This is a genomic window from Aurantiacibacter odishensis (assembly GCF_003605195.1).
GTDB classification, from domain to species: domain Bacteria; phylum Pseudomonadota; class Alphaproteobacteria; order Sphingomonadales; family Sphingomonadaceae; genus Alteraurantiacibacter; species Alteraurantiacibacter odishensis.
The window spans coordinates 317027-333460 of record NZ_QYOS01000024.1; the positions used below are offsets into that span (position 1 = coordinate 317027).

General features: G+C 63.0%; 24 protein-coding genes and 1 riboswitch. Of the genes, 18 read left to right on the forward strand and 6 right to left on the reverse strand.

Annotation, left to right across the window (positions count from 1 at the left end; genetic code table 11):
- Positions 1–72 precede the first annotated feature (72 nt).
- The 6 genes from D4Q51_RS10780 (at position 73) to D4Q51_RS10805 (ending at position 4643) form a co-directional block, all read left to right on the forward strand.
- On the forward strand, positions 73–669 hold the full coding sequence (locus D4Q51_RS10780; protein WP_120077754.1) for a DUF2585 family protein: 597 nt from the start codon (positions 73–75) through the stop codon (positions 667–669).
- Positions 670–707: 38 nt separating this feature from the next.
- A riboswitch (TPP riboswitch) is annotated at positions 708–815 on the forward strand.
- Positions 816–852: 37 nt separating this feature from the next.
- Positions 853–2727: a phosphomethylpyrimidine synthase ThiC gene (gene thiC, locus D4Q51_RS10785; protein ID WP_120077755.1), complete on the forward strand. Its 1875-nt coding sequence runs from the start codon at positions 853–855 to the stop codon at positions 2725–2727.
- A 171-nt stretch (positions 2728–2898) separates the two neighbouring features.
- The gene (locus tag D4Q51_RS10790; protein ID WP_120077756.1) at positions 2899–3105 is read left to right on the forward strand and encodes a hypothetical protein; all 207 of its coding nucleotides are present in this window, start codon (positions 2899–2901) and stop codon (positions 3103–3105) included.
- Between the two features lie 43 nt (positions 3106–3148).
- Positions 3149–3745, forward strand: coding sequence for a Fic family protein (locus tag D4Q51_RS10795; protein WP_120077757.1), 597 nt, complete (start codon positions 3149–3151; stop codon positions 3743–3745).
- A gap of 331 nt (positions 3746–4076) precedes the next feature.
- Positions 4077–4289: a cold-shock protein gene (locus D4Q51_RS10800; RefSeq protein ID WP_120077758.1), complete on the forward strand. Its 213-nt coding sequence runs from the start codon at positions 4077–4079 to the stop codon at positions 4287–4289.
- 117 nt (positions 4290–4406) lie between these two features.
- Entirely contained in the window at positions 4407–4643 is a 237-nt protein-coding gene (locus D4Q51_RS10805; protein WP_120077759.1) for a hypothetical protein, read from the forward strand.
- Between the two features lie 123 nt (positions 4644–4766).
- Here the strand turns inward: D4Q51_RS10805 and D4Q51_RS10810 are convergent, their stop codons facing one another.
- A complete protein-coding gene (locus D4Q51_RS10810; RefSeq protein WP_120077760.1) occupies positions 4767–5210 on the reverse strand; it encodes a PRC-barrel domain containing protein in 444 nt (147 codons plus the stop codon).
- A gap of 324 nt (positions 5211–5534) precedes the next feature.
- Here D4Q51_RS10810 and D4Q51_RS10815 point away from each other — a divergent pair, with 324 nt between their 5' ends.
- The 3 genes from D4Q51_RS10815 (at position 5535) to D4Q51_RS10825 (ending at position 7148) form a co-directional block, all read left to right on the forward strand.
- On the forward strand, positions 5535–6017 hold the full coding sequence (locus D4Q51_RS10815) for an anthrone oxygenase family protein (RefSeq protein WP_120077761.1): 483 nt from the start codon (positions 5535–5537) through the stop codon (positions 6015–6017).
- Positions 6018–6030: 13 nt separating this feature from the next.
- Positions 6031–6429, forward strand: coding sequence for a nuclear transport factor 2 family protein (locus D4Q51_RS10820; protein WP_120077762.1), 399 nt, complete (start codon positions 6031–6033; stop codon positions 6427–6429).
- Positions 6430–6509: 80 nt separating this feature from the next.
- On the forward strand, positions 6510–7148 hold the full coding sequence (locus tag D4Q51_RS10825; protein ID WP_120077763.1) for a dioxygenase family protein: 639 nt from the start codon (positions 6510–6512) through the stop codon (positions 7146–7148).
- A gap of 4 nt (positions 7149–7152) precedes the next feature.
- On the opposite strand, the gene D4Q51_RS10830 is transcribed toward D4Q51_RS10825, so the two are convergent.
- Positions 7153–7494 carry an Mpo1-like protein gene (locus D4Q51_RS10830; RefSeq protein ID WP_120077764.1) on the reverse strand — a complete coding sequence of 114 codons (342 nt, stop codon included), beginning with the start codon at positions 7492–7494 and terminating at the stop codon, positions 7153–7155.
- 311 nt (positions 7495–7805) lie between these two features.
- Here D4Q51_RS10830 and D4Q51_RS10835 point away from each other — a divergent pair, with 311 nt between their 5' ends.
- From D4Q51_RS10835 to D4Q51_RS10845, 3 genes are all read left to right on the forward strand, one after another.
- A complete protein-coding gene (locus D4Q51_RS10835) occupies positions 7806–8213 on the forward strand; it encodes a DUF6491 family protein (protein WP_120077765.1) in 408 nt (135 codons plus the stop codon).
- Between the two features lie 146 nt (positions 8214–8359).
- The gene (locus D4Q51_RS10840) at positions 8360–8938 is read left to right on the forward strand and encodes a fasciclin domain-containing protein (RefSeq protein WP_120077766.1); all 579 of its coding nucleotides are present in this window, start codon (positions 8360–8362) and stop codon (positions 8936–8938) included.
- Positions 8939–9026: 88 nt separating this feature from the next.
- Positions 9027–9479, forward strand: a complete 453-nt coding sequence (locus D4Q51_RS10845; RefSeq protein ID WP_120077767.1) for a DUF3429 domain-containing protein — start codon at positions 9027–9029, stop codon at positions 9477–9479.
- 4 nt (positions 9480–9483) lie between these two features.
- Here the strand turns inward: D4Q51_RS10845 and D4Q51_RS10850 are convergent, their stop codons facing one another.
- Positions 9484–10068: a hypothetical protein gene (locus D4Q51_RS10850; protein ID WP_120077768.1), complete on the reverse strand. Its 585-nt coding sequence runs from the start codon at positions 10066–10068 to the stop codon at positions 9484–9486.
- Positions 10069–10209: 141 nt separating this feature from the next.
- On the opposite strand from D4Q51_RS10850, the gene D4Q51_RS10855 reads away from it, so the two are divergent.
- Positions 10210–10635 (forward strand): COG3650 family protein, encoded by a 426-nt coding sequence (locus tag D4Q51_RS10855; protein ID WP_240624683.1) that lies wholly within the window; start codon positions 10210–10212, stop codon positions 10633–10635.
- A 25-nt stretch (positions 10636–10660) separates the two neighbouring features.
- Here D4Q51_RS10855 and D4Q51_RS10860 read toward each other — a convergent pair whose 3' ends face one another.
- On the reverse strand, positions 10661–12094 hold the full coding sequence (locus tag D4Q51_RS10860) for a S41 family peptidase (RefSeq protein WP_120077769.1): 1434 nt from the start codon (positions 12092–12094) through the stop codon (positions 10661–10663).
- Between the two features lie 246 nt (positions 12095–12340).
- Between D4Q51_RS10860 and D4Q51_RS10865 the strand changes: the two genes are divergently transcribed.
- From D4Q51_RS10865 to D4Q51_RS10885, 5 genes are all read left to right on the forward strand, one after another.
- A complete protein-coding gene (locus D4Q51_RS10865; protein ID WP_120077770.1) occupies positions 12341–12943 on the forward strand; it encodes a YbhB/YbcL family Raf kinase inhibitor-like protein in 603 nt (200 codons plus the stop codon).
- A 49-nt stretch (positions 12944–12992) separates the two neighbouring features.
- Positions 12993–13244, forward strand: a complete 252-nt coding sequence (locus D4Q51_RS10870; protein ID WP_119586923.1) for an SWIB/MDM2 domain-containing protein — start codon at positions 12993–12995, stop codon at positions 13242–13244.
- Between the two features lie 225 nt (positions 13245–13469).
- Positions 13470–14732 (forward strand): gallate dioxygenase, encoded by a 1263-nt coding sequence (locus tag D4Q51_RS10875; RefSeq protein ID WP_120077771.1) that lies wholly within the window; start codon positions 13470–13472, stop codon positions 14730–14732.
- 67 nt (positions 14733–14799) lie between these two features.
- Positions 14800–15153, forward strand: a complete 354-nt coding sequence (locus D4Q51_RS15765) for a hypothetical protein (protein ID WP_205689487.1) — start codon at positions 14800–14802, stop codon at positions 15151–15153.
- 54 nt (positions 15154–15207) lie between these two features.
- The gene (locus D4Q51_RS10885; RefSeq protein WP_120077773.1) at positions 15208–15510 is read left to right on the forward strand and encodes a hypothetical protein; all 303 of its coding nucleotides are present in this window, start codon (positions 15208–15210) and stop codon (positions 15508–15510) included.
- 52 nt (positions 15511–15562) lie between these two features.
- On the opposite strand, the gene D4Q51_RS10890 is transcribed toward D4Q51_RS10885, so the two are convergent.
- Positions 15563–15970: a DoxX family protein gene (locus D4Q51_RS10890; protein WP_120077774.1), complete on the reverse strand. Its 408-nt coding sequence runs from the start codon at positions 15968–15970 to the stop codon at positions 15563–15565.
- Positions 15967–16413, reverse strand: a complete 447-nt coding sequence (locus D4Q51_RS10895) for a cupin domain-containing protein (RefSeq protein ID WP_120077775.1) — start codon at positions 16411–16413, stop codon at positions 15967–15969. The genes D4Q51_RS10890 and D4Q51_RS10895 overlap by 4 nt, the downstream gene beginning before the upstream one ends.
- Positions 16414–16434: the final 21 nt, after the last annotated feature.

Genomic DNA, 16434 nt, shown 5'->3' on the forward strand with positions numbered 1-16434 from the left:
ATTATGCTTATGGCAGTTCGCGCGTTTCGTGTGCAGACCGCGTGTGATGCGAACTGGGGGAACTATTCGGAGATGGGTAAGCTGATCCCGAACCGGCTGACGATAATTGTCTCGCTCGCTATCGCGATAGTCGCCGTCGCCGTGCTGCTGGCGATGGGACGCCCGCCGATCTGCGAGTGCGGATACGTGAAGCTGTGGCACGGCCAGATCAACGATGCGGGCAACAGCCAGCACATCGCCGACTGGTACACGCCCAGCCACATCATTCACGGGATGATCTTCTACGCGCTGGGCTGGTGGTTGTTCGTGCGCCGAGGCTGGGCAGGCGCCAACGGGGCTCGCTGGGGATTGCCGCTTGCGGTCTTCCTGGAGGCAGCGTGGGAAGTGCTGGAAAATACCGAAATGGTCATCAACCGCTTCCGCGCTGTCACCGCCAATTTCGGTTATTCGGGCGACAGCGTGCTGAATTCCGCCGCCGATATCGGCTGGATGGCATTCGGCTTCTGGCTCGCCCTGCGCCTGCCGGTGAAGTGGACCGTGGCTCTGGCCGTGTTCGGTGAACTGCTGGCGGGATACGTGGTGCGTGACGGCCTGACGCTCAACGTCATCATGCTGCTGTTCCCGATAGAGGCGATTGCCGAATGGCAGGCGGCGGGCGGGGTGGCCTAGACGCGGCCTAGACTCAGGCGTCTGCGACGCGTAACACGGCGTCATCCCCGGGGAGCCAGTGCTGGCTGAGAGGGGCGTGTCACGCCGCCCGACCCGTTGAACCTGAACCCGTTAGCACGGGCGGAGGGAAGGGCCGGCACTTTCGCCCGAAGTCCTTTTCCCGCCCTTGAGGAGAGACTTAGCATGGCCGACATCAATTCCCCCGTAGAAATCGGCGTCACCACCGGCCCCATTCGCGGCAGCCGCAAGGTCTATATCGGTGATCGCAAGGTGGCCATGCGCGAGATCGATCTTGAACCCTCCAGCGGCGAACCGCCGGTGCGCGTCTACGACACCTCCGGCCCCTACACCGACCCCGAAGCGAAGATCGACATCAACACCGGCCTGCCGCAGCTGCGCCGCCAGTGGCAGCTCGATCGCGGCGACATCGAGGAATATACAGGCCGCGAAGTGAAGCCGGAAGACAACGGCCAGCTGGGGCCGGACCGCAGCGGCGGCGTGCCCGCTTTCCCCAACGTCGCGAAAACGGTCTACCGCGCGAAGCCCGGCAAGAACCTCTCACAGATGCACTACGCGAAGCAGGGCATCATCACGCCGGAAATGGAATACGTGGCGGAGCGCGAGAACCTTGGCCGTGCCGCGCTGAAGGAAGTTGACCGCGACGGTGGCCAGTCGTGGGGCGCCGAGATCCCCGACTACGTGACGCCCGAATTCGTGCGCAGCGAAGTGGCGCGGGGCCGGGCGATCATCCCCTCCAACGTCAACCATCCCGAGGCAGAGCCGATGGCCATCGGGCGCAACTTCCTCGTCAAGATCAACGCCAACATCGGCAACTCCGCCGTGGCATCGGACGTCGCATCAGAGGTGGACAAGATGGTCTGGTCCATCCGCTGGGGCGCGGACACCGTGATGGACCTCTCCACGGGTCGCAACATCCACGATACCCGCGAATGGATCATCCGCAACAGCCCCGTGCCCATCGGCACCGTGCCCATCTACCAGGCGCTGGAAAAGGTCGGCGGCGTGGCAGAGGACCTGACCTGGGAAGTGTTCCGCGACACGCTGATCGAGCAGGCCGAGCAGGGCGTCGACTACTTCACCATCCACGCGGGCGTGCGCCTGCCCTACGTGCCGCTGGCGGCGAAGCGCGTGACCGGGATCGTGTCGCGCGGCGGATCGATCATGGCGAAATGGTGCCTTGCGCACCACAAGGAGAGCTTCCTCTACGAGAAGTTCGACGAGATCACCGAGATCATGAAGGCCTACGACGTCGCCTACTCGCTGGGCGACGGCCTGCGCCCCGGCTCCATCGCCGACGCGAATGACGAGGCGCAATTCGCCGAGCTCTACACGCTGGGCGAGCTGACCAAGCGCGCATGGGAGCAGGACGTGCAGGTGATGATCGAGGGGCCGGGCCACGTGCCCATGCACAAGATCAAGGAGAACATGGACAAGCAGCTGGAAGCCTGCGGCGAAGCCCCGTTCTACACCCTCGGGCCGCTCGTCACCGACATTGCGCCGGGGTACGACCACATCACCAGCGGCATCGGGGCTGCCCAGATCGGCTGGTACGGCACGGCGATGCTCTGCTACGTCACGCCCAAGGAACACCTGGGCCTGCCCGACCGGGACGACGTGAAAGTCGGCGTGGTGACATACAAGCTGGCCGCCCACGCGGCGGACCTTGCCAAGGGCCACCCCGCCGCCAAGGTGCGCGACGACGCGTTGAGCAAGGCGCGCTTCGAATTCCGCTGGCGCGACCAGTTCAACCTCTCGCTGGACCCGGACACGGCGGAAGCCTTCCACGACCAGACCCTGCCCGCAGAAGGCGCGAAAACCGCCCACTTCTGCTCCATGTGTGGGCCCAAGTTCTGCTCGATGAAGATCAGCCAGGAAGTGCGCGAGTTTGCCGCGAAGCAGAACTCCGACAGCTACCTCGCGACCGAGAACGTGGCCGCCGAAACCCCGCCCGAAGCGAAAGCCAACGCCGAGGAAGGCATGGAGGAAATGTCGCGGCGGTATAAGGAGGGCGGGGACTTGTATGTGCCGAAGGGGTGAAGAATTTTTTAGGTTCCTCAAGCATCTCCGTGCAAACGATGTATCGAATGGACTAGGGCATATCGTAGGTTCGATTTGTGCGATCAAAAGAGGAACGTCAGTGGAAAAATTGAGTTTGATTGCTGCATGATATTGTGCGATTCAGAAGTCCCACCACCGAGGAGAACCGCCATGGCTGAACGAAAGCAGTTCGTTAAGCGGCCGCCAGAAAATGCTGAACTAAACGAACTTCTGGAGGCGGCGAAGGGCAGAGAAGTTAGCGAAGAAGAGTTGGAAGAACAGCGTGTAAGCTTCGCTTTCGGCAATGCCGGTGATGCGGAAAACATAACTAAAGATAGTATGCGCGCCGCCTCACGTCAGATTCGCCTTTACGCTTAAGGAAAAATGGAGAAGGGCTCGCGAAAGCGGGCCCTTTTTGTGTATGGCTTTACGTAAAAATGATGATCCTGATCTCTATGCGCGCGTAGAGGAAAAGAATCTACTTAGGCAATATGACCTCCTGACAAACTGCATCGAGATCGGTCTCCGCAGAGGCATCGATTGCTTCGACAAGTATGTACTGTGGAGTTTGAATTCCGCAGCTACTGCAAACATCGCACAGCACGGAGGTCGGTACCGCGAGCAGCCGATTTATGTGGGAAACCACATCCCCCCTCATTTCGACCGTGTGCCGAGTTTGATGGATCAGTTCATATCGGACGTTCATGAGAATTGGGACATCTTGACCGGTCCAACAGAAATGGGCGCGTACGCCTTGTGGCGAATGAATTGGATTCATCCTTTTGTCGAGGGAAATGGGCGCACTGCAAGAGCTGCTTGCTACTACCTAATCTGCCTACGCGCAGGTCGTCTGCTCCCTGGTGCGAAGATTGTACCAGAACGGATAAGGGAGAACAGGCCAGCTTATTATGCTGCCTTGCAGGAGGCCGATAAAGCATGGGCTGCCGGGCATTTCGACGTCTCTGTGTTGTCGAACTATCTGAATGGCTTGCTAGCGGACCAACTGGCAAATCGCTGATATCGTTATAGAATAAAATCAGAATGCGGTTTTGGAGAACGCTTACAGCCGCGGCTAATGAAGCTGAGCGCAAGCGAAAGAATTTGATGATACAGTCAGATTAAAAGCAATCGTTAGCCAACCCCGCCCAACCCTGCTACAGCGCCCCCGCTTACGTCGATAACCCGCGACGGACTTCTAGATTTGCCTACCGCCGCTTGCCCACAGGCTTCCATGCCAGGGCCCCGGCGTTAAACAGACTACGACTTCCTTTTCGATGGCGATTTGCATTTGCCGTGTCCGCACTTCCGTGGACGCGGTCACACACATACGTTCTCGAAAGGAACACATCATGGCCAAGACCGGCACCGTAAAATTCTTCAACGCAGACAAGGGCTATGGCTTCATCCAGCCCGACGATGGCTCGCCCGACAGCTTCGTTCACATCACCGCCGTGCAGGCGGCCGGCATGCAGACGCTCGATAAGGAGCAGCGCCTCAACTACGAAGTCGAAACCGGCCGCAACGGCAAGGAAAGCGCCGTGAACCTCTCGGCCGCCGACTGATCTGAACTCCTGTTTCCGCCTACGGTCGTGGGCGGACAGGAGGGCGAAACGCGAGGGGGCCACGTGCCCCCTCGTCTTCGCTCTCCTGATTTCACCCCCAGTCAGCGAGGCCGAACGATGTCGCAGAACTACCATTTCTACAAACAGCGCGCCGACGAAGCCGCTGCCGATGCCGATTCCGCCGAGCTTGAGAACGTGCGCCAGCGATACCTCGACGCCGAGAAGACCTGGCGCGGGCTGGCAGAACAGGCCCGCAAGGTGGAGGACGACCGCGCCACCGCCAAGCAGGAGCGCCTGCAACGCATCGCCGCCGAGGAAGCGGCTGCCGAAGCCGCGGGACACGAAGGCGAGTAACTCTTCCGCACGCTCCGGGTGAGCGAGCTTTCGACAAGCAAGGCACGAAAAAAGCCCGCCCCGGATGCTCGCCGGCGCGGGCTTTTTCGTATGGCCTGTGGGAGTGGCCTGTATCGGCGGGGGTTACATCGCGCCGTTGGTGACGGGCATCTCCGCATCGGGCAGCGCGGCAAGCTCCTCAGCGGTCATGCCGGTCTGGATGTCCATGTCGTCGCCGTTGGTAACGGCGGTCAGGCCGTCCATCGGCACTTCCACCCAGCGATCGGGTTCGGTGTCTTCCAGTTCGATCACCAGCCCGCTCACCGCGCCATCCGCGCCGCGACGTACCATTTCCACGTCGCCGAGGTCGGTGCCGTCGGCCGTCATCAGGTCGGCATCGAGAAGCTGCGTCTCCGTCATGCCCAGCGCGGCCTCGTCCATCCCGGCGGCAGCGGCGCTCTGGTCCGCCTGCATTTCCATCTGGTCTTCCATGCGCTCTGCCTCCTGCTCGGCAGCGGAATCGCCGCAGGCGGCCAGCAGGGCGCAGCTTGCGGCAAGGGTGGCCATGGTCAGCTTGTTGGTGGTCATCGGTCTTTCCTTCTGAAACTGTTGGACAATAACGGGGCGGGCGGCGGCTCGTTCCGATTATGGCGACATCGGGGCAAGCGCCTTTCGGGGGATGCAAGGCCGGACCCTCGGTGCAGGTTCTTTCCTACATCTGGCCGGGCGTGCTCCGCCCGCGCGCATGAGCATTACCGCCGTCTCCCCGTCCGCCCGCAAGCATCGCCGAAAGGGGCGCGCGCCCGGAGTGCTTTTTCGTTCCAGGACACTGTTCCAGGTGTTCCAGGTTGCCTCCCCCGCCGGGCCTGCCATAATCGCGTCAGGGCTTGTCGGACGCATAAGGGGGCGACGATGGATGTGCTGCTTGAAGGACTGCTGTGGTTCGCCGCCGTATCGGCGGGCGTGATGGCCGGGGTCTACTTTACCTTCTCCGCCTTCGCCATGCGCTCCTTCGCGGCGCTGGGGGAAGTGGCGGGAGCGCGGGCCATGCAGTCGATCAACCGGGTGATCCTGCAAAGCAGCTTCCTGCCGCTGTTCATGCTCTCCAGCCTGGTCTGCGCCGCGCTGGTCGTGCTGGCCCTGCTGGGTCTGGCAGGCGCTGCGATGGTGGAAGTCCTGGCGGGCGCGGCGATCTATGTCGTCGGCATGTTCGTGGTGACGGCGGCAGGCAACGTGCCGCTCAACAACCGGCTGGACGCTGCGGACGCCGCGAGCGCTGAAGGGCGCGCGGTGTGGGCGGACTACCTGCGCCGCTGGACCCGGCTGAACCACGTGCGCACCGTGGCCTGCACGCTGTCATGCGTGCTGCTGATGCGCGCGCTGGTGGTGATCTGAGGGAGATCAGGCAATGAGCGACACCGAGACGAACCGCGCGCTGCTGACTGAGGCTTTCGCGAAGCTGGAACACGGCGACCCCAGCGCCTTTCTGCCGCTGTTCGATGATAGCATCACCTGGCGGGTGATGGGATCGAGCAACTGGTCGAAGGTAGTCAGCGGCCTTGCCAATGTGGAAGCCGAGCTGATGGGTCCGCTGTTCGCGAGCTTCGCCGGACCATATCGCAATATCCCGGAACTGGTACTGGCCGACGGGGGCCACGTGGTCGTGCTGGCGAAGGGGCACGCGGATACGGTGGACGGCAAGATCTACGCCAACGACTACTGCTTCGTCTTCAGGCTGGCAGGCGGGAAGATCGTGGAGGTGCGCGAATATCTCGACACCAAGCTGGCGGATGCCGTGCTGGGATAGGCGCACGCGAATGGACTCGCGGCGCCGGGCGGCGTAAAACGACTGGCACGGGTCGGCCTCCACTTCGGGAGAGAGGACCCATGACACACATTTCACGCCTGTCGCGCCGCGCATTTACAGCCGGTGCCCTGACCACCGCAGCGTCCACCGCAGTGCTCGGCAAGGGGGCGCTGGCGCAGGTGGCGGAGACGCCGGAATCGCCCATCGGTCCGTTCTACCCCAGCAGCTATCGCGGGGAGACCGACGCTGACTTCACGCGCCTTGCCGGCCATGCCGAGCGTGCTGCGGGGCAGGTGATCGAGGTGATGGGCCGGGTGCTCGATGCACGCGGCAACCCCATCGTCGGTGCGCAACTGGATATCTGGCAGGCCAACACGCACGGGCGCTACGCGCATCCGCAGGACCCGGCTGTGATGCCGCTCGATCCCCATTTCCAGGGCTTCGGCCGGATCACGACCGGTAGCGACGGCAGCTGGCATCTCACGACGGTGAAGCCGGGTAGCTACGATAGCCCCATCGGCTGGCGCACACCGCATATCCACATGGATGTGACGGGCGTCGATTCGCGCAAGATCGTCCAGATGTACTTTCCCGAGGATGAGAAAATGAACGCCCGCGACGAGCTGCTGCGCGCTCTGGGCGGCGCTGCTCCGGCGTCAGTCGCCTCGGCCTTGGGAGACCATCGCTACAAATGGGACATCGTTCTGATCGAAAGCTAGCGCCTTACTGTTCGGACTTGCCTACACCGGCGCGGTCCAGTTCCGGCTGGAGGCGGCCGCTGAGCCATAACCCCCACATTAGGAAATCCGCCGCCAGGCTCCAGAGCGGGTAGGTGAATGTCGCCGGGCGGTTTTTCTCTACCGTGAAGTGGGCGAGCCAGGCGAAGAAATATCCCGCCACCGGGAAGGCGATCAGCCACAGCCAGCGGCCCGTCACCACGGCAAAAAGCAACACGGCCAGCGCCAGTGTCGTGCCGATGTAATGCAGGGCGCGGGTGCGTGGCTGCGAATGCTCTCGCAGGTAGAAGGGCCAGAACTCGGCAAAGGTGGTGTACTGCCGCGACATGGCGGGGATTGTGATGGATATACGGGGGCATGGCAAGCGCGGTCCAAACGAGGCCCAAACGAGGATCGCACCAACTCCGGGTGGAAGCTGGTGCGATCGGCCGCCATGCCTGGCGTTACCCGCTGTCCGGCGGGCTCGAGGACCGTGCGCGAGGCAGCGGTCCGTTGCATTCGCTGTACCTTCGGATGGTGCGCCTGCCTGTACCGCAAGGCCAGCATCTTGGTGCAGGCCGTGCCGCGCTTGCGCCAAGTCGCATCCGCCTCGGAACATGCCCGCGTCCCTGTGAGTTTCAAGCAATGAGGAGAAGGACCATGAATCGTCTGAAAACCGCCGCCGCCATCGTCATCTGCGCCGGTCTTGCCGCCTGCGCGCCGGTGGAAGAGCCTGCCGCCGACGGATACGACACCGCGCTGGCAAACCTCGACACGACCAGGGCCTGCTTCTTTACGCGCGAGATCAACGGCTATTCCGACGCGCCTTCGTCCTCGGCCCGGAACGACAGGCTATACATCTCGACAGGCGTGAACGAGCGCTGGCTGCTCGAAACCTACGGCTCCTGCCCGGATCTCGATTTCGCCAATGCCGTCGGCCTCGATGTGCGTGGTTCTGTCAGTGTGTGCACGGGACAGAGGGAAACGCTGCTGGTGCCCTCCACCATTCCGGGCGAGGTCGATCGTTGCCCCGTCCGCGTGCTCGGAAGGGTCATCGAGGACGACTGATCCCAGCGATATCCTGACACACTACGTGCTTTGGGCCAGTCTCGGAACAGGTGTGCCTTGCAGTCATTCTAGGCGTTGACCGGATGGCCCGGGTGGGTCTGTACGACGCCAGCCATTCGACTGACTGCAATGCAAGGAAGCCGAAAATGAAGACGTTTCACATTCTTACCGCATCCGCCGCTGCCCTGGCGCTCGCTGCCTGTGGTGGCACCGCCGAAGAGGCGCCGATGGAAGACGATACGATGATGGCCGATGAAATGGCCAATGCCGAGGCCGACATGCCAGGCACCATCGTCGAAGTGGCGCAGGGCAATCCCGATTTCTCCACGCTCGTTTCCGCGGTGACGGCCGCCGAACTGGGCGAGACGCTGTCCGGCGACGGTCCGTTCACGGTCTTCGCGCCCACCAACGCCGCATTCGACGCGCTGCCCGATGGCACCGTGGAAATGCTGACGACCGAAGATACCGAACAACTCGGCAGCATCCTCACCTACCACGTGGTGCCGAGCGAAGTGATGGCCGCTGACCTTACCGCCGCCATCGAAAGCGCGGGCGAGGGTGGTTACACCATCGAAACCGTCAACGGCGGCACGCTGACCGCGATGCTGGACGGCGGCAATGTCATGCTGCAGGACGCGCAGGGCAACACCGCAACTGTCACCTCCACCGATGTGGATGCCTCGAACGGCGTCATCCACGTCATCGACACCGTGCTGATGCCGTAATCGGATCATCGCATTACATTGAGAAGGCGGGCCCTTGCGCGGGTCCGCCTTTTCTGTTTCCGGCTCAGATACATCAGAGGGATAAGCCATGCGAACAATGCCACCTGCCGCACGCTTCCTCGGCTTTGCCGGGCTGTTGCCGCAGCTCGCATGCCTCGCCGCCGCATGGTTCGGTGCGCCGGAGTGGCGATGGAGCGCGCTGGCGATAGGTTGGGGTTATGCCGCGCTGATCCTCAGCTTTCTCGGCGGATTGTGGTGGGGAATGGCCGCCGGGTCACCGGACGAGGGACGGCGAGCGCCTGCGTGGCTCTGGCTTGCTGCCGTCGCGCCGAGCCTGCTTGCCTTGGCGACCTACCTGCCGTGGGTCTTCGGCGCGCCGTGGCCCGGCCCGTCTCTTTACGTGCTGGGAGGCGCGATAATCCTGAGCATTCTCGTTGACAGGCGGCTGGTTACGATCAGGCCGGGCTGGTGGATGGCGCTGCGCGTGCCGCTGTCGCTTGGACTTGGCACCGCAACCATTCTGCTGGGGGCCGCGGCCTGACGGATCAGCGCTGGTTGGCCAAGGCATCAGCCACGTTGATGACACGCATCTTGGCGATGCGCGGCTCGGCTGCTGCCACGACCGGCGGCGAACCTTGTTCAGCCTTGGGCGCTTCACCGGTGCGGGCTTCCTGGAGGCCGGAGTAGTTGGCTACCGTGCGGGGGCGATAGGCAGGGTCGGTTCCCACGGGTGCGTATTGCTCGCCCTGATCCACGTCTTCACGTTCCAGTGCTGCGGCAGCGCGGGCATCGAGGTCGGCATCATCCCACTCGGCTTCCAGCATCGCGAGGTTCTCGTCCACGTCCGGACGCCAGGTTTCGTACTGGTGATAACGATCGGCATAGCGGCCCCGCATCGCGAGTTCGTGCACTTCCACGCGGCCTTCGGGCGTTTCCATGGCGTAGTGATCGGGCAGTCTCTCCCTCGTGTGGGGAACTGCATCGTTGCTGGCGATAACGGGGCGATCGGGCAAGGTTGCCGAAACGTCGCTTATCGGCTTGATCGGTTCGGCACTCATGTTCTGCCCGGCCACTGCCCCGATCACGGGGGCGAGCAGAAACGCGCCCACAATCAGGGGCTTGATCTTCATCGGGATAACTCCGGCTTGAAACTTTCCTTTGCCCGATCAACGTTCGATTCGCGCGTGATGTTCCCCGCCGCAGGTTGTAGGGGGCAGGCACCGTCAACGGGTGCCGCCACAGGGAGAACGACGATGGAGATCTTGAGGACAATGACCTGCGCGGGAGCGGTGCTGTTGCTTGGCGCGTGCGGTAGCGGACCGGACGCCAATGTGCCGGGTAACACCGCAGACGAAAGCGCCTATTCCGGCATCGCGGAAGACGAGGCGATCAGGCTCGTGGGGACGGAGCCGTTCTGGGGCGGGACTGTCGAGCGAGGCAGCTTCACCTACACGACGCCCGAGAACATCGACGGCATTTCCATCGCTGTCACCCGCTTTGCCGGGCGCGGCGGGCTATCGTTCAGCGGAGAGGTTGATGGAGAGGCTGTCGACCTGGCGATCACGCCGGGCGATTGCTCCGATGGCATGAGTGACCGCATCTATCCCTACAACGCCACGCTGCAGATGGGCGCGGAGCAGCGCTATGGCTGCGCGTTCGTTGAAGGGCACGATCTGGGCGGCGAGGGCGAGCCCTAGGGCCCGCCCGAAACACCCAAATACCTCAGTAGACGCCGGGTGCCTCGTGCTCCAGCACGGTAGAGGCGCGCTTGGGCTGCAACAGGTCACGACCGGTGGACTGCGTCGTGGCAGGCCCGCCGGCGATGGGCGTGCAGGTGCGACCGGCAAGGAAATCGAGCGCGGTCGAAAGCATGTCCTCGCGCGGGTCGCCGAAATTGTACCGCAGATCGTCCTGCGCGCGGCAGGTGTTGGGCACCGTGGTCGCCAGGCCGTTGAAGTATTCGCCGTTGCCGTTGGCGTTTTCCAGCTTGATGGTGACAATGCGCAGCCGGTCGTCGCAAGCCGCAAGGTCGAAAGCTGACTGGCCCACCGGCTTGCCGAAGGTGTTTTCGCCCACGATCGCCAGGTCGTCCCCAATGTAGGGCTGCATCCCGTTGATCAGCGCCTCGCTGGCAGAGGCCGAACCGGACGTGGTGATAAAGGCGATCCGCGTGGGCGCGATCGACTGGGGCTGGGCGTTGAAGCGATAGGTCTCGTTGAACTCGCTCTTGCTGTCGCGGAAAGCGATGGTCTCGAACACCTGCCCGTCGAGGTCGCGGCCCAGCATGTCGCCGAAGAACTCGTTCACGTTGATGCCGCCGCCGCCGTTGTAGCGCAGGTCGATCACCAGTTCGGTGACACCTGCCGCGCGGAAATCGGCGAAAGCATCGCGCAGGTCGTCGATGGCCGGGTTGATGAAATTGGTGAGGCGGATGTAGCCCACCTGCTTGCCGCCATCGTTGATGATCTGCGCACCGTAGCGGGGCACCGGATCGAGAGCGTAGTCGGCTTTCGACACGCTTACCTCGCGCGTTACGCCGCTGGCATCGTTGATGCGGAGCACACGGGTGACGCCCGGATCGGACGGGCCCAGCGCGTTGATCACCGCCTGCGCGCCGCCATTGGCGATCAGGCTGTTCACCGTCTGGATGTTGGAGCTGGTCGTGCCGATGCCGAGCAATTCCGTGCCGCGTTCGATATTCGCGCCGAGCGCCGGGGTGTTGTCGAACGTCTCTGCCACGAACACGCGGCGGGCATCGATGTCATAGGCGAGGCGGAAACCGAAACCCGCGCTGGAGCCCTGGTTGAAGAACGCGTTCTCCTCCTCGATCGAGGTGATGTAGCTGAAGAACCTGTCCTTGTTCTCCGCACGGGCCGGAGCGACCAGTGCGTCGATATAGTCCTGTACGGTGCTGAAACTGGCGGCGTTCACGCCCGTCGCCAGCAGGTTCGGGAACAGATACCATTCGTCCAGCACGTCGAACGCAAACTGCTTGCGGTTTTCCAGCGAGCAGGTTGCGGTGGTGGCCGTTGGAGATGGCGTGGGCGTTGGCGCAGGAGTGGTCGCGACGGGAGATGGAGTTGGCGATCCGCCCCCTCCGCAAGAAACTGTCATGCCGAGGCAAGCAAGCGAAAGGGCGATCTTGGACGTGCGCATGAAAATGTCCCGATATTTGAAGCCATTGGCGCGGACGCGCCCAGTGGTTACAGGGCTAACCTGCCCCGGTGCCGGTGGCAAGCGCCGAGCGACGAAGATCAACCGAAATGCTCGCTTCGCGGTTGTCCGTGCAAACCTTCAACAGCCTGGAGAGAGCGTCAGCTTGAAAAGCCCCCCTTGAAATGCTGGGGCGCATTCTGCACATCGCGGCCCTGCGCCGTTGCAAAAATACCAAGGATTACAAGAATGCTCGAAAACGTCCCCGCATGGCTGGGCAAGGCCTTCCGCAATGTGCGCGCCGGTCACGGCAAGCTGATGGTCGCCAAACTCGGCGACGAAGCGCTGGTGGGCAAGTCGGGCTTCGAATTGAAATCGGCCGCTTTCCGCAACGGCGAAGAACTGGACCCCAGCTTCACCGCCGACGAGGAAGACGCCGTCGCCCCGCCGCTGGAATGGTCCGCGCCGCCTTCCGGCACGCAGGAACTGGTGCTGGTGGTGGAAGACCCGGACGCGCCCGCGCCAGAGCCGTTCTGCCACTGGCTGGTCTGGGGCCTTCCTGGCCAGAAGGGCCAGCTGCTGGAAGGCGAGGTGCCGCCGCGCGTGGGGAAGAACTCGTTCGGCAACTCCGAGTGGCTGCTGCCCGATCCGCCGACGGGTCACGAACCGCACGATTACGTGTTCCAGCTGTTCGCGCTGGACCTGCCGCTGGTGCAGATGCCCGGTGCCAGTCGCGAGGAGCTTGAAGGTGCCATGCGCGATCACGTGCTTGGCGTGGCAATTCTGACCGGAACGTACGCCCGCGAAGAAGGCGGGGATTACGACTGGAATGATGAAGACGAAGCCGAATGAAGGGTGCTAACCCCGTTCGGCTATTTTTGAGTGAAAGGATACCAAGGAAATGGCTGCCAAGAACAACGCGCTGAACAAGCCGGTGAACCTCTCGTCGGACCTGGAAGCGGTGGTCGGCAAGGGTCCGATGACCCGTGCCGAGGTGACCAAGAAGGTGTGGGATCACATCAAGGCTAACAACCTGCAGGATTCCAAGGACAAGCGGATGATCAATCCCGACGCCAAGCTGGGCGCGGTGATCGGCAACGATCAGATCTCCATGTTCAAGATGACCGGTGCCGTCTCCAAGCACATGAGCTGAGCGACACCTGTCCATCGAGACAGAACGGGCGGGCGCGCGGCGAGAGTCGTGCGCCCGTTTTGTTTGCGCGGCGAAAACGACAGATCAAGAGGCCCGATTTCAGATATCCGAACTCTTCGCATTTGCGGATTATTGACTTGCCGCAATGCCGCTACACATGGCACAGTATAACCAACGAACGGCAGGCGGCTGCGTGATCCGCCCGAGAGGAAAGGTTTACTGAACATGGCCCAGATCGTCGGCGGCGTCGCCACTTCGCATACCCCCACCATCGCCTTCGCCAAGGACGCGAAAAAGTTCGACGATCCGGTGTGGAAGCCGATCTTCGAAGGCTACGAGCCGGTGCAGGAGTGGTTTCGCGAGAAGAAGCCCGACGTGCTGGTCTATATCTACAACGATCACATGACCTCGTTCTTCGACCACTACAGCCACTTCGCGCTGGGCGTGGGCGAGGAATTCAGGGCAGCGGACGAAGGCGGCGGCCCGCGCGACATTCCGGCGATCAAGGGCGATCCCAAGTTCGCCGAGCACGTGGCCCGCGTGATGGTGGCCAACGAGTTCGACCTGTCGTACTTCCAGGGCAAGGGGTTGGACCACGGCGCTTTCTCGCCGCTGTCCGTGATGGTCGATTACGATGACGACGATGGCTGGGCCTGCAAGCTGCTGCCCATCGTCTGCGGCGTGTTGACAGTGCCGCTGCCCAGCGCGCGCCGGTTCTACAAGTTCGGCAAGAGCCTGCGCCAGGCGATTCTCTCCTACCCCGAGGATATCAAGGTCGCCATCGCGGGCACCGGCGGCCTGTCCCACCAGGTCCACGGCGAAGGCTGCGGCTTCAACAATCCCGAGTGGGATGCCGAGTTCATGGAGCGGCTGGAGAAGGATCCCGAGAGCCTGCTCGACATGACCATTGCCGACCTTGCCAAGCTGGGCGGCTGGGAAGGCGCAGAAGTCGTCATGTGGCTGATGATGCGCGGTGCGCTGGCGGCCGAGGTCGAATGCACGCACAAGACCTATTTCCTGCCCTCCATGTGCTCCATCGCCACGATGATCCTGGAAGAGAAGGGCGAGCAGGCCCCGGTGGAAGACCCCGCCCTGACCCGCGCCCGCGCCGATCACGATTACGAGGGTGCCGAGGGGATGGCGGGCACCTATCCCTTCACCATCGAACGCAGCGTGAAGGGCTTCCGCCTCAACCACTTCCTCCACTCTCTCACCGATCCCACCGTGCGCGGCAAGTTCCGCACCGACGAGGAAGCGGCGATGGAGGAGGCGGGTCTGACCGACGAGGAAAAGCGCCTTGTCCGCGAACGCGACTGGATCGGCATGATCCACTACGGCGTCATCTTCTTCATGCTGGAAAAGCTCGGCGCGGTCACCGGCATCGGCAACATCGATATCTACGCCGCGATGAAGGGCATGACCGTGCCCGAGTTCCAGAAGACCCGGAACGCGCAGATCAATTATGGCGTAGCGGGCAAGGAAGACTAGCCCCACCGCCGGGAAATTTGCGTAGCCCGCGATTGTCAGCAGGGTTGCCCGATATTATCTGGCGCCCGTGACCGTCCGCATGCCCATTCTCAGCCGATCGCGCGCCATTCTCTTGGCGATGCTGTGTGTGATCGGTCTGCATGCGATCCCGACCGGTCCCTTGCCGGGTTATGTCGAGCGCGGCGGTTCGGCATTCAGTGCCAGTACGAGCGAGGTTTCGCTCGTTACGCGCGAGGATGCCGAGATTGTCCTCAAGGTCTTGCCCGAACCGACGCTCGACAAGCTGCCGGTTTCCCTGCCGCTTGCACCGGCGGCCGCAGCGCCTGCCTTTTCCTGGCCGGGAAAATACCAGACGGCCCCTCCGGTGCCCTGGCCGATGCCGCCGGCTGCCAATCCAAGGGGACCTCCCGTCTTGTCCTGAACCCGTGCCGCCTGCTCGCGGGCGGTAAACATATCGCCGTTTTCAGGACATCTTATGACAGATACATCTGCGGGCCATGCCGGCCCGGTTGATCGTTTCGACCGTGCGTCGACGATCCTTGCCGCCTATCCCGATATCACCGATGACGAACTGCTCGAACTCAAGCGGTGGTTCGCCAAAGCCAGCGCGCTCGAGGTCGCCAGCATCGCCAGTACCGATGCGCTTACGCCGAACTATCTCCGATTCAAGGCGGAGCACCTCGAGAAGTTCACGCTAAAGGACTGGCTTTTCGTCATTGCGACGATCCTGGTGATTTGCGGATCGATCGCAGCGCTGGGCATTCTTGCTCCGGGCTAGGGTTCGAAAGGTGAGCAGGCTCGCGTCGGCGACCGTGTCGATGCGGGGCTGCTCACCCCTTTGCCCGCCGGACCACTGGCCAGTCGGTCGCGCGCCCGGTCCACAACGCCAGCCAGATAAGCAGCGGCTGCGCCACCAAGCGCGGGCCGTGATAGGCCATGCCCCATCCGCCGTCCGGCGATGCCATGTCCATCAGCATGTGGTTCACGTTCGCGGGCCAGACGCACAGGGCATAGAGCGCAAGGCCGACACCGCCCGCCTGCCGCAGCTTGAGCGACCACGGCTGGGCCAAGGCCACGGCTCCGGCGATCTCGGCGATGCCGGTCCACAGGATTACGGTTTCGGGCCAGGGCACCCATTCGGGCGTGATCTGGAGGAAGGGGGCAGGTCCCACGATATGCCGGTATCCGGCGTAGGCGTAGAAAAGGGCCAGCAGGTATGTCAGCGCCGTGCGGATCACGGCAATTCGTCTCCCGGTTGCCAGTCCGGCGGGGCAAGGGTGAAACCTTCGAATTCGAACGCCGGGGAGACGATGCACGACACCAGCGTGTAATCGTGCGGCCCCTCCAGCGATCTGGCGGCCTGCCATTCCTCGGGACGGATGACCTGCTGCACGCGCTCGCCTGCCATGATGTCCGGGCCAAGGCGCACCTCGGCGGTGGCGCTGCCGGTGGGATCGGCTAGCGACAGCTCGAGCGGATTGCCAGCGTGCCATAGCCAGATCTCGGTCGCGTCGACCGTATGCCAGTGGGAACTCTCGCCGGTCTTCAGCAGGAACAGGATGGCTGTGGCGCTGCCACGCTCGTCCTCTGCCGCGTCGGCCCGCCAGGTCTCGCGATACCATCCGCCTTCGGGGTGCTGTTTCAGGCCCAGCCTGGCAATCAGGTCTGTAGCTGTCGTCATCGTCGTTCCTCGTCTTGCCTG